The following is a 12,890-nucleotide window of genomic DNA, read 5'->3' on the forward strand; positions in this document are numbered from 1 at the left end:
AGGGTTAACGTAACGATTAACCCTTTTTCAAAAATATTTTATTATTTCTTAGTTACCACCTTCAGTAGCTTTTTTCATACCATCTTCTATCATATTGTAGAATTGATCAAGCTTAGGTAGTACAACTATTCTAGTACGTCTGTTTTTAGATCTGTTAGCAGCCGAAGAGTTATCAGCTACTGGAATGTAATAACTACGTCCTGCAGCAGTCATTCTCTTTGGATCTACACCAAATTCATTTTGTAAAACTCTTACAACAGATGTAGCTCTTTTTACACTTAGATCCCAGTTATCTAATAAAACTTTGTTTTTAATAGGTACATTATCAGTATGTCCTTCTACTAAAAATTCGATGTCTGGTTTGTCATTAACTACTTTAGCTACTTTTCCTAATACTTCTTTCGCTCTGGTAGAAACGTTGTAGCTTCCACTCTTAAATAAAAGTTTATCAGAAATAGAAACATATACTACACCTTTTTCTACATTTACCTCAATATCTTCATCTGCTAAATTTCCAAGTGCTCCTTTTAAACTTGTAACCAAGGCAAGTGTAACAGAATCTTTCTTATTTAAAGCGTCGTTCATAGTCTTGATCTGAAGATCTTTTTCTTTAATGCTTTCTAAAGATCTTTCTAAGTTTTCTGCTTCTTTCGTTGATAAAGTTGCAAGATTACCAACATTATTTAATAAAGCAGAATTTTGGTTTTTAAGATTGTTTACTTGATCTCTTAAAACCTTAAGTTCAGAACTCTCGCTAGCTTTTTCTTCTAAACAGCTATTTAATTTTACTGTGGCTGTATTTAATAAATCTTGTGTTTCTTTTTGTTTAGCCTCTAGATCTGCAAATTTCTTCTGTGATACACAAGAAGATAATAAAACAGCCATAGAAGCTCCGATAATCATTGCTTTTTTCATTAGAAAACGTGTTTTTAGTCTTATTCTGGTTATAGAGACTCAAAATTATTAAAATTGTGACGTAATGTCATTGTATTAACAATTATTTAATCAATATAACCTTACAAATGGTTAAATAGTTTTTTATTCAAGATATAATACTGCCATACAACGGAAGAAATAGTATAATATTTCCTTTTAGCCCCTGATTTTTTGCGTTTTTTAACAAAAGTTGGCAGTTTTTTGTAAAAGCTGAAATGTGCTTTAAGAATTGCTAGGCAATGAGAGGTTTTTCCTTCAAATACAAATTTTAAAGCTGCGATTCCATCTAACAAAAGTCTTGCAAATATAATGAACCAGCCATACATTCCAGAAGTATTTTTTAGAATCATTAATAAATTATTTCTGAAATTAAGAAATGTTTTTCGTGGATTCATGACATCGAGTGTAGCGCCACCTAAATGGAATACTTTAGACTGTCCTACATATTTGATCTGATAACCACTATTTTGTATTCGCCAACAGAGATCTATCTCTTCTTGATGTGCAAAAAAATCTTCATCTAAACCTTCCATTTCTTCGAAAACATTTCGCCTAATAAAAAGACAAGCTCCGCTAGCCCAAAATATTTCCAGATCATCATCATATTGTCCTTTATCTTCTTCTAGGGTGTCAAAAATTCTTCCGCGACAGTATGGATATCCAAATTGATCAATAAATCCACCAGCGGCCCCTGCATATTCAAAGTAATTTTTCTTCTTGTAATCAAGAATTTTAGGTTGAACTGCTGCAACCTTTTCAGAAGCTTTAAAGGTATTAATAACTGGAGTAAGCCAACCCTCGGAAACTTCTACATCACTATTTAATAAACAGTAGATATCTGCATCAATTTTTGTTAACGCGTCATTATAACCTTTAGCATAACCTCCATTTACTTCGTTTTGTACAACGGTGACTTCTGGAAAAGAAGTATGCAAGTAGTTTACTGAATCATCAGTAGATGCATTGTCAGCGACATAGACTTTTGCTTCTTTAGAATATTTTAAAACCGAAGGTAGAAATTGCTCTAATAAGGAGCGTCCATTCCAATTTAATATGACGATAGCTATTTTCACAGGTGCAAATTAAAAAGAAATAATACTAAATAACTATTTATAATCAGGAATATCCTTTAAGAAACTATACTGTTTTTCCGTATAATCCATCTGACAATAATAATGATTCATCCCATTCGTGATCATCAGATATTCTGCATTAAGCGCCAGATTGTAACGAGCGATTTGATCAAAAACTTGCTGTGTAATTTTTACAGTTGGGGATTTACATTCTATGATTAAATAAATACTACCATCTGGATTAAAAATGATAATATCATAACGCTTATTTAAATCATTTACCTTAATTAGTTTCTCTACATTAATCAAGCTTTCCGGGTATTTTTTGTTTTCTATTAGATACTGAATAGTATGCTGTCGAACCCATTCTTCAGGATTAAGAATGATGAATTTTTTGCGAATTCTGTCGAAAATAGAAATTTTATTTTCGCTACTTTTGAATCGAAATTGATATGCTGGAAAATTAAGCTTTTGCATACCACAAATTTGATGATTTTTTCTGAATGGATGAAGTAAAACAGATCGTAAGCGATATAAAAAGTGGAAACATTAAACCTATCTATTTTCTAATGGGAGAGGAACCTTATTACATAGATAAGATTTCTGAGTATATCGATAAAAATGTTTTAGCAGAAGAAGAGAAAGGATTTAATCAAATGGTTTTATATGGCCGCGATGTTACCATTGATGATATCGTTTCTAATGCAAAACGATATCCTATGATGGCAGAACGACAGGTAGTTATTGTAAAGGAAGCTCAAGATCTGTCAAGAACAATAGAAAAATTAGCAGACTATGCTGAGAATCCCCAAATGACAACGGTTTTAGTCGTTTGTTATAAGTACAAGAAGATAGATAAGAGAAAGAAGTTATATAAAATTGTTGCTAAAAATGGTGTGATCTACGAAAGCAAGAAATTGTACGAAAATCAGGTTGCAGATTGGATTAGAAGAGTGTTATCGGGATCTAAATATACCATAGACCCTAAAGCATCACAAATGTTAGTAGAGTTTTTAGGAACTGATCTCAACAAGATCAATAATGAATTAGAGAAGTTAAAATTAATCATCCCTAAAGGTCAACCCATTACGGCGGATCAAATAGAGGAGAATATTGGGATTAGTAAGGAGTTCAATAATTTCGAACTTCGAAAGGCGATAGGAACCCGAGATATTGTTAAAGCACATAGAATTATCAATTATTTTGCTCAGAACCCAAAGGATAATCCACTGGTAGTTACTATTTCGTTACTGTATAGTTTTTTCTCCCAGGTGCTACAATATCATGGTTTAGCAGATAAATCACAGCGTAGTGTAGCCAGTGCATTAAAAATAAACCCTTATTTTGTTAGTGACTATTCTGATGCTAGTAGAAATTATCCAATGAAAAAAGTGAGTCAGATTATCGCACTTCTTAGAGAAGCTGATGTAAAGAGTAAAGGAGTAGGGGCAGCAAGTCTTCCTCCAGGAGATATTCTAAAAGAACTTTTGGTAAAAATCATGGGATAGTTTCTTTTATGCTCTTAAAATCTGTATGCTACGTTAAATGTTCCATATCCATGATTTTCAGTATCATTTAATACTCCTGTTGACCATAAATAGATGAAGTTGATTGAGAATCTATTCAAAGAATAGAATAATCCACTACTAAGATGCCATGAAATATTGTTAAGCTCATCCACTCCATATGCTTTGTCGTCGAATATATTTCCTTGTATGGTTGCATTATAAGCTACAAAACGAGTTTCTACATTAAATTTGAAAAATAGTTCGGAATTTTTCTTCGGTAGTAATATAGAATTATGAAAACCGCTAGACTCTGTAATACTTCTGTATTTACCGATTCTAAAACCTGCAATAGGTGCAGCCCTTATGTATAAATTCCCTAGATGTGCTGTTCCTCCTGCATAGATATGAAACCATTTGGCAGAAGGATTGAAATCATATAGTAAAGAACTTTTAAAATTTAAGATAAATTGATTTTCTAATTGAAATTGCCAACCATCATAGATAGGATCTCCAGTGATATTTTCATGGAACCAATCTTGTATTGCTCCCACCTGCGATGAAGGTCCAATGATACCTGTTAAAACTTCTGATTTCACGAAAGATCTTTCAAAAACATAAGTAGCGCCAAGGGTTGCATATAATAATCCTGCAAATGGACGATCAAAATCATCTCGATCTTCAATTTCAGGTGTTAAAGCAAATTCGCGAACTCCAGAAGGTGTGTAACCTTCTATTTTTAAGCCTATTGAATAGAAAACGTTTTTTTTGGTTTTAAATAATTTTTGTAAGCCTAAGAATTTTTCCTTTTTGAAAGCGTATTCTAATCCAATTCCATAAGAATAATATCTGTCAGAATCTCTGAAAACTGCGAAGATATCATTGTCAATAACGACTTTTGTTTCGGAATGAAAAGTCATTTTTTGAGGTTCTGTATCATCTTGAGCAGATAAAATATTAATAAAAGTAAAAAGTAAAAGAAAAGGAACTTTTGAATTCATTGTAATAAAAGGTGTATCTAGCAAACAAAGGTATAAATCATTCTATTTTTGAGTTTGTATTTTAACGTTTATATAATAGTTTAAGGAATTGGGAGAAAAGAAAAGTCTTTTACCTCTGTCATTACGAAGGAGCTCTGTACCTTAGAAATATTCTCTAAAGATGCTAATTTGTTAGAAAGGAAGTGTTGGTAACTTTCCATATCCTTTGCATAGATTTTAATAAGGTAGTCAAACATTCCAGCAACATGATAACACTCTACAACTTCAGGAAATTGTTGAATATCCTTCTCAAATTTTTTAAGATAATCTGTTTGATGCAGGTTTAAGGTAACATTACAGAATACCATAAGTTGTAACCCTGCCTTTTTTCTATCGAGTATCGCTTTATACGATTTTATATAACCTTCTTTTTCTAGTTTTTTTACTCGTTCGAATATTGGAGTAGTAGTAAGGTTTAGTCGCTCAGCAATCTCCTTGATGGTAATTTTACCATTTTTCTGTAATAAGTTCAGGATTGATCGATCTATTTTATCCATATTTTTTTTCTAGTAAGAGATGTTTTTTGTGTTAAAAATAGAATATTATTCCTTTAAATTATATTTAATTTATTTTTAATTCTAAATATATGTGTATTTATGGGTTTTATTTCTTTATTTGATAATTTTATACAGCTAAGAAGTAGTAATATTTCTTTTTAATAGATGTATCAATAATAGAAAAGGTATCTACAGATGAACGAACATGATTTTAGTCCGGAAAGCTTAATGATGACATATGGTTATAAACCTGAATTATCTGAAGGAGCAATAAAGTGTCCAATTTTTCAAACGTCCACTTTTGTTTTTAAAACGGCAGAAGAGGGAAAAGCTTTTTTCGAATTAGCTTATGGCTTAAGAGAAAAATCTGAAAAAGAAGAATTGGGTTTAATTTATAGTCGAATTAATAATCCAAACTTAGAAATATTAGAAAATAGATTATGTCTTTGGGATAAAGCAGACGACTGTGCTGTTTTCGAAAGTGGTATGTCTGCGATAAGCACTGTTTTGTTAGAGTTTTTAAAACCTGGTGACTTATTAGTATATAGCAATCCAGTATATGGAGGAACAGATCATTTTATACATCATTTCTTAGATAAAATAGGAGTGCATACGATTGGTGTTATGCCCAATCAGAGTATTGAAGAAGTAGAAAAGATGATCGATGCATCTGGTAAGGCTGATAGGTTGGCGATGATTTATTTAGAAACACCTGCCAATCCTACAAATGATATTGTAGATATTAGTAAGTTTAGTCAAATCGCTTCTAAATATAGTTCAGAAGATAAAAAAGCATTAGTAGCTGTGGATAATACCTATATGGGACCGTTATGGCAGCATCCTTTGCAATGTGGTGCAGATTTAGTATTGTATTCAGCAACTAAATATATTGGAGGGCATAGTGATTTAATTGCAGGTGCGGTGTTGGGAAATGCTGAATTAATGGTTCGTGTAAAAACACTAAGAACGTTTTTAGGTAATATGGTTAGCCCTCATACAGCTTGGCTGATGCTAAGAAGTTTGGAGACTTTAAAAGTACGAATGGATCAACAGACTAAGAATGCACAAGTTGTAGCAAATTATCTAAACATGCATCCCAAAGTTAAGAAAGTTTATTATTTAGGTTTGTTAGAAGAAGGAACCGAAGCGCATGGTACTTATAAGAAACAATGTTCTGCTCCTGGTGCTATGGTATCTTTTGATATCGTAGGTGGAGAAAAAGAAGCTTTTATGTTCCTGAACAATCTGAAATTGATGAAACTTGCAGTAAGTTTAGGAAGTACAGAGAGCTTGGCAGAACATCCTAAAACAATGACACATGCAGGAGTGGATGAGCAACAACGACAACAAATGAATATTACAGATCAGTTGGTGCGATTATCTATTGGTGTAGAGAGCGCAGATGATTTAATCTGGGATCTTGAACAAGCATTAGAAAAAGTAGAAGAAAATACAGCATTAGCCGTAGAAACAGCATAACATATAATTCGATATTACTATATAGAGAATGCTCAGATGAATCATCTGAGCATTTTTAATTTAATTCAGATTTATTTTTCAGAAAATTTTTCTGCTATCAAATCCCACAATTCCTCGTATCCGTCATCATACCCCAAAGCCCAAATTCCAATACCAGAAATCTTTTTTTCTTTAATCCAATCATATTTTATGGATAAAGATTTTACATCCTCAAAAAAGAGCTGTCTGTATTCTTCATTATTAAAATCTTTCATAACGATATAACTAGAAGAGCTTTTAGGATCAAATTGTACAGGAATCTGTAATGAATCTATATAGGTACTTTTAATAGTATGATAGCGCGGATGCGATTTAAATGTATTAACTGGACTTCCTATTTTTTGTTTTTTCGTATACCATTCTGCACCATAATAAGGCAATCCTACAATGAGTTTGTCAAAACGTACCCCTTTGTTATGATAATAATCAATAGAAGATTGTAATCCTTTGCCAAATTTTTTAGTTTTTGTAAATGGAGTAACAGGACCCGTAATTTTGCTAAAACTGCCAAAGTAGTCATATCCCATTAAAGTATAAAAATCAATGGATTCATCTATTGTATTGATATCAAAAATATCATTCCAATCTTTTGCATAAAGACATAAAGAAACTTGGTAGTTTGGATCTACTTCTTTCAAATGTTTAGAAATATTGATAATAAATTGAGAGAATTGCTTTCTATTTTTTCTAGAAACGCCTTCAAAATCAATATTTATTCCATTTGCAGATCGTTGATTCAATAGAACCGCTAAACTGTCACCTAATACTTTTTGAGCTTTTTTGTTTTCTAAGAAAATACGATTGTTTCTAGCTCCAAAGTTCGAAACAGATAAAAAAACTTTACACCCTTTCGTTTTCGCACTATCTATAAGAGCAGTAGTTTTCCACTGATGAATGTTCTTATAACTTCCAGTTTTGGGTTGTATTTCATAAGAAAAATAGGAGACACCCCATAACAAGGAGAAATTATAATTTTTGTACACTGATCCATTTGGATAGATATGCCATCCAAAGGTTCGTACACCTGGAAGCAGTTTACTCTTGGGATGATTTTTCTTTTTAATTGATATATTCTGTAAACTATCCCACTGTTTTTCGGTTTTGAAATTATGTTTTGAGAATTCAGTGTTTAATAAATTACGATGACTTATATAGTTAGGGTTTTCTAAATCAGTTTTGGCTTCTTCTGATTTATTCTGATTACATCCGATTAATAACAATGCTAAAAGTAATAGAAGAAATAACTGCTTCATTTTTTAGATCTTAGTTTTAGTAGTTCACTTTGGTTGATATGATTGTTACTTTAAAGATAGTATTAAAGTTTAGATAATAAATCTTGTTTTTTTATAATCACAAAATATTTTTAACAGTTTGATTTTCAGTATTTTAATTTAGTTAGGGGGATTCTCACTATGAATTTCGGGTGTTTTCCCCCATTGTGCTGTGTGTTTTCCTGAAGTATATTTGTACCAGAAATATAAATAAAGAGATATTCACCATTTACACAGATAATATTATGAACTTATTAGGCATTAACTTTCGTTTTATTTTAGATTTTTTACAAGAACTTCCTAAAGCTAGCAGCCACGCTATTCATAGATAATAAGAGGCAAATTATAAGTAAAGACGAAATTCAAGTGTTTTCACGTATTTCGCAGGATCATTAGAGCAGTTAGTTTTACACCAATTAAAAATCCAAATTCTATTAAACAACTTTACACAAGATATTATGAAACCATTTCGTATTAATTTCAAGTTTTTAAAAAAATTTTTAAGAGAACTTCCTAAGGCTTGTAGCCACGCAATACACAGATAAATCTGGTATTTAAAAAAGGAAGAAACAATTTATTAGAATTTTGGGGGAAATTCTAATAGTTAGTTATAATAGTGGGGACAAAAAAACCGAATGTTTTTACATTCGGTTTTTTTAATTCTTTAGGATAAGAAATTAATTATTTCATAGCACCTACCATATCTTCAGGTTTTACCCATTCATCAAATTCAGTTTCGGTAACATATCCTAAAGCAATGGCTTCTTGTTTTAGTGTAGTTCCATTTTTATGTGCTGTATTGGCAATTTCTGCAGCTTTATAATATCCAATCTTGGTATTTAATGCTGTTACTAACATCAATGAATTATTTAATAATTCAGTAATTCTTGCCTGATTAGGCTCGATACCTTGAGCACAGTGTTCTTCAAAAGAAACGCAAGCATCTCCTATTAATTGAGCACTTTGTAACAAATTGGCAGCCATTACAGGTTTAAACACATTAAGTTCGAAATGACCTTGCATTCCTCCAACATTAATAGCAACATCGTTACCCATTACTTGTGCACATACCATTGTTAATGCTTCACATTGTGTAGGGTTTACTTTTCCTGGCATAATAGAACTTCCTGGTTCGTTGGCAGGAATAATTAGTTCTCCAATTCCACTTCTTGGTCCAGAAGCTAACATACGAATGTCGTTTCCTATTTTATTAAGTGATACTGCGATTTGTTTTAATGCACCATGAGTTTCTACAAAAGCGTCGTGAGCTGCAAGTGCTTCAAATTTATTTTCTGCAGTTACAAAAGGAAGACCAGTAAACTGAGCGATAAATTCTGATACTCTTTTTGCATATCCTTTTGGTGTATTTAAACCTGTACCAACAGCAGTTCCTCCTAAAGCAATTTCGGCTAAATGAGGTAAGGTATTTTCTAAAGCCTTAAGCCCGTGATCTAATTGAGAAACGTATCCAGATAATTCCTGACCAATAGTAAGAGGAGTAGCATCCATAAAATGTGTTCTACCGATTTTTACTACATCTTTAAAAGCTTCTGATTTCTTTTTTAAAGTATCTCTTAGTTGAGTAATCCCAGGAATAGTAACTTCCAATATCTTCTTGTAAGCGGCAATATGCATTCCAGTAGGGAAGGTGTCATTAGATGATTGCGATTTGTTTACATCATCATTAGGTTGAATAGTTTTTTCTCCTTCTCCGATTGTTTTTCCAGCTATTTGATGAGCACGATTCGCAATAACTTCATTTACATTCATGTTACTTTGCGTACCCGAACCAGTTTGCCAAATTACTAATGGAAATTGATCATCATGTTTTCCTTCTAAAATTTCATCACATACCTGTGCAATAAGATCTCTTTTTTCTATTGGTAATACTCCTAATTCACAGTTTGTAAATGCAGCGGCCTTTTTTAAATAGGCAAATCCATATACAATTTCTAATGGCATTGAACCTGGTGCTCCTATTCTAAAATTATTTCTGGAACGTTCTGTTTGTGCTCCCCATAGTTTATCAGCAGGCACCTTTACTTCGCCCATCGTATCTTTCTCTATTCTATATTCCATAGCTATGATGATTTGTTTTTCGAACGGCAAATTTAAGAATTTGAATAGCTTTTTGGGAATAATGGTTACCGAAATTGATCTAAAATTTCGATTTAAAAATAAATCATATTTATGCTATGAGATAAATATAAGAGTTAGTATCTTTGGCAAAAATTGAAATTACATTACTATTATGTTCGAATTTGATCAATACCTTGGTTTTTTAGCATTCCTAACAATCCTAACTATTGGATTTTGGTTAATGATATTTTTATTAACATTTGTTGTTCCTTATTGGATTTTTGGGGCTACTATTGAAAACTTCAAATTAAAACAGGAAGCGAAGCGTCAGGCTAGAGGAGAAGCATAATGAAAGTATTAGTTATATAGTAAAAAAGGAGGATCAATTGATCTTCCTTTTTTATTTAGTGTATATCTAGTTGTTAAATAAGACGCTATTTTTAACCTTCGAATTCTTCATCTCCACCGCCAAAATTATTTCTTGTACGTTGTCTTTTCTTTTTCTGATTAAACCTGTAGGTGAATGATAACGTAAAACTACGTTCTCTCCATTGAAATTCACTATCTGTAACAAAGGTTTCGGTTGTTGAAACACTTCTTCGTTTTCTACTGTTAAAAAGATCACTTACATTAAAGGTTAATGAAGCCTTTTCTTTAAACAAATCTTTACTAAAAGCTAAGTTCACACTTAACAAACCTTCACTTTTTGTTTGTGCATTTTCATTAGGACCTGCATAAAAAGCTGTAGTTTGCCAATCTATTTTGGCAGGTAACGTAATTTTATTGTTTAATCTTGCGAACCAACTAAAGTTATCTGCATCAAAATTTTGACCATCAAAATCTCCTCTTATACTATTTTGAAACGCATTGAAATTACCGTTGATTCTCCATTTTCTATTTGGGCTATAGGTCAATGTAAATTCAAAACCATAACGATCAGAGCTTGATAAATTAATGGGTCTCCTTCTAATCACTGATACTTCTGTTCCATCTCCGATAATTGCGGTATCTCCAGTATCTTCAGCAATGAATGTAAAAATTTGCGTAGATCTATTATAATAGATTGAAGAATTTAAAGTAAGTTTTCCTAGTCTATTGAGATATCCAAGATCAAAAACATTAGAATAACTTGGGTTTAAATCTGAATTTCCTTGAAATATGTTTGTGGCGCTAGATCTAGATGGAAAAGGATTAATGAATCTAGAACGTGGTCTTCTTATTCTTCTATTGTAACCAAGTGTTAAACTTTGTTTATCCGTTAATTGATATCCTAGATTGATCGTAGGAAATATATCTGTATAAATCTTTTTGTTAAAATCATTACTTGTTTTTTGGTCTATTGTTATTCTTGTGCCTTCTACTCGTAATCCTAAAAGATAAGATAATTTTCCGGTCTTACTTCCTAACTGAGTATAAGCTGCATTTACTTGTTCTTTAAATAAAAGGTTGTTTGATAAATCAGTGTCTGTAGTTATGTTTCCATTGTCATCAAATTCTACTAAGAAATTGGTGTCTAATTCATTAAAGGTTCCTCTATAACCAAGTTCAAATTGTGTTTTTTCTCCGATAGGTAGTACATAATCGGATTGTATTAAAATACGATCTTGCTTTTCCAAAGTATTTACTAGTTCTATAGTAGAAATATTTTCCTGAGTAATTCTCGAATCTTCTATTTCCTCACTATTCTCTATCTGAAAATCGAAAGTAAGCTTATGACCACTATCATTAAAATCTTTATTATAGTTAATGGAGTACTGTTTTGTTTCGTCATCTTCAACTTCGGGGTCAAAACGAAGATTACTGCTTAAAAGGTTTCCATTTTCGTCTGGTTCTGTTATTAAATTGGTGGTATTACTTTCGTTATCACTAGATCGGTAAAGAAAAGAAGTGGTAAGAGAAGACGAATCATTAATATACCATTCTACACCTACGTTTGTGTTTAATCCTTTTCTAATTCTGTCGAAATCTCTTTCTTCATTAAGAAAAGTATCAGGTTCATCTATGTTTGTGTCTCTATCGATATTAAAAAAACGTGTCTCTGATAAAGAATTACCTGGAACTTCCCTGTAATTATACCCTGAAGTAGTAAAAAAGTTTAGATCTCCTGTACGATAATTAATATTACCGGATACTCCTGCTTGTAATGGAAATCCAGTATTAACAGTAAGAGCTCCATTTAATCCTTGTAGTTTACTTCTTCTTAAGATAATGTTTAATATTCCGGCAGTTCCTTCGGCATCATAGCGAGCCGATGGAGAGGTGATTACTTCAACTCTTTCAATAGATTCAGCTGGTAATTGACGTAACGCATCCGTACTATTGAGTCCGACCAATCCGGATGGTTTACCATTAATTAATATTCTTACGTTATCATTTCCACGCAATGCAACATTTCCTTCTACATCCACAGAAACAGAAGGCACATTATCTAAAACATCACTAACAGTACCACCGCTAACAGTAAGATCTTTCCCAACGTTATAGATTTTTTTGTCAAGTTTTATCTCTACAGTTGTTTTTTCCGCAATAACAACAACATCATCTAAAGACTCTGTATCCAATCCTAATGATATAGTTCCTAAGTTCGTATTAGTAAAAAGTTTTCGTTTAGTAAGTGTTACGGTTTTGAATGAGATATATTCAATAGAAACATTGTATACACTTGCAGGAATTTCAATACTAAAATTTCCATTAGTTTCGGTAATTCCTCCAGTAATCACCTTATTTTCTGTGGGGTTTATAAAAGAAATAGTAGCATATTCTAAAGGATCATTTGTTTCTTTGTCAATTACCCTTCCTGTAACTTTTATTGTTTTTTGTTGTCCAAAAGATGCTAGTGCAATAAAAACTAATACTAACGAAATTATATACCTCATGTTTTTGTGTTAGGTGACCAAAAATATGCTTAGGTCAGTTGGATATCGGTTAAAGCACTGTTAAATAATATAAGATGTTTAAAACCAATAGTTTA

The 12,890-nt window shown here is 31.8% G+C and carries 11 protein-coding genes; 3 read left to right on the forward strand and 8 right to left on the reverse strand.

Features of this window, described 5'->3' with window-relative positions:
- Window positions 1-48 precede the first annotated feature (48 nt).
- From ABD077_RS09565 to ABD077_RS09575, 3 genes are all read right to left on the reverse strand, one after another.
- Window positions 49-915: an OmpA/MotB family protein gene (locus ABD077_RS09565; RefSeq protein ID WP_343912098.1), complete on the reverse strand. Its 867-nt coding sequence runs from the start codon at window positions 913-915 to the stop codon at window positions 49-51.
- A gap of 101 nt (window positions 916-1,016) precedes the next feature.
- The gene (locus ABD077_RS09570) at window positions 1,017-2,009 is read right to left on the reverse strand and encodes a glycosyltransferase family 2 protein (RefSeq protein ID WP_343912100.1); all 993 of its coding nucleotides are present in this window, start codon (window positions 2,007-2,009) and stop codon (window positions 1,017-1,019) included.
- Window positions 2,010-2,042: 33 nt separating this feature from the next.
- On the reverse strand, window positions 2,043-2,486 hold the full coding sequence (locus ABD077_RS09575) for a type I restriction enzyme HsdR N-terminal domain-containing protein (protein WP_343912102.1): 444 nt from the start codon (window positions 2,484-2,486) through the stop codon (window positions 2,043-2,045).
- A gap of 26 nt (window positions 2,487-2,512) precedes the next feature.
- On the opposite strand from ABD077_RS09575, the gene holA reads away from it, so the two are divergent.
- Window positions 2,513-3,517: a DNA polymerase III subunit delta gene (gene holA / locus ABD077_RS09580; protein WP_343912104.1), complete on the forward strand. Its 1,005-nt coding sequence runs from the start codon at window positions 2,513-2,515 to the stop codon at window positions 3,515-3,517.
- 14 nt (window positions 3,518-3,531) lie between these two features.
- Here holA and ABD077_RS09585 read toward each other — a convergent pair whose 3' ends face one another.
- Both ABD077_RS09585 and ABD077_RS09590 read right to left on the reverse strand, forming a co-directional pair.
- A complete protein-coding gene (locus ABD077_RS09585) occupies window positions 3,532-4,515 on the reverse strand; it encodes a lipid A-modifier LpxR family protein (RefSeq protein ID WP_343912105.1) in 984 nt (327 codons plus the stop codon).
- An 80-nt stretch (window positions 4,516-4,595) separates the two neighbouring features.
- Window positions 4,596-5,051 (reverse strand): Lrp/AsnC family transcriptional regulator, encoded by a 456-nt coding sequence (locus ABD077_RS09590; protein ID WP_299602273.1) that lies wholly within the window; start codon window positions 5,049-5,051, stop codon window positions 4,596-4,598.
- A gap of 195 nt (window positions 5,052-5,246) precedes the next feature.
- On the opposite strand from ABD077_RS09590, the gene ABD077_RS09595 reads away from it, so the two are divergent.
- The gene (locus ABD077_RS09595) at window positions 5,247-6,530 is read left to right on the forward strand and encodes a cystathionine gamma-synthase family protein (protein WP_343912106.1); all 1,284 of its coding nucleotides are present in this window, start codon (window positions 5,247-5,249) and stop codon (window positions 6,528-6,530) included.
- 71 nt (window positions 6,531-6,601) lie between these two features.
- Here ABD077_RS09595 and ABD077_RS09600 read toward each other — a convergent pair whose 3' ends face one another.
- Together ABD077_RS09600 and fumC are read right to left on the reverse strand one after the other, a co-directional pair.
- Window positions 6,602-7,822, reverse strand: coding sequence for a glycosyl hydrolase family 18 protein (locus ABD077_RS09600; RefSeq protein ID WP_343912107.1), 1,221 nt, complete (start codon window positions 7,820-7,822; stop codon window positions 6,602-6,604).
- A gap of 699 nt (window positions 7,823-8,521) precedes the next feature.
- Window positions 8,522-9,919, reverse strand: a complete 1,398-nt coding sequence (gene fumC / locus ABD077_RS09605; RefSeq protein WP_343912108.1) for a class II fumarate hydratase — start codon at window positions 9,917-9,919, stop codon at window positions 8,522-8,524.
- Between the two features lie 172 nt (window positions 9,920-10,091).
- Here fumC and ABD077_RS09610 point away from each other — a divergent pair, with 172 nt between their 5' ends.
- On the forward strand, window positions 10,092-10,268 hold the full coding sequence (locus ABD077_RS09610) for a hypothetical protein (RefSeq protein WP_343912109.1): 177 nt from the start codon (window positions 10,092-10,094) through the stop codon (window positions 10,266-10,268).
- Window positions 10,269-10,359: 91 nt separating this feature from the next.
- On the opposite strand, the gene ABD077_RS09615 is transcribed toward ABD077_RS09610, so the two are convergent.
- Window positions 10,360-12,795, reverse strand: a complete 2,436-nt coding sequence (locus tag ABD077_RS09615) for a TonB-dependent receptor (protein WP_343912110.1) — start codon at window positions 12,793-12,795, stop codon at window positions 10,360-10,362.
- Between the last annotated feature and the right edge of the window lie 95 nt (window positions 12,796-12,890).

Origin of the sequence: Aquimarina litoralis (assembly GCF_039523995.1) — a bacterium.
GTDB classification, from domain to species: Bacteria; Bacteroidota; Bacteroidia; order Flavobacteriales; family Flavobacteriaceae; genus Aquimarina; species Aquimarina litoralis.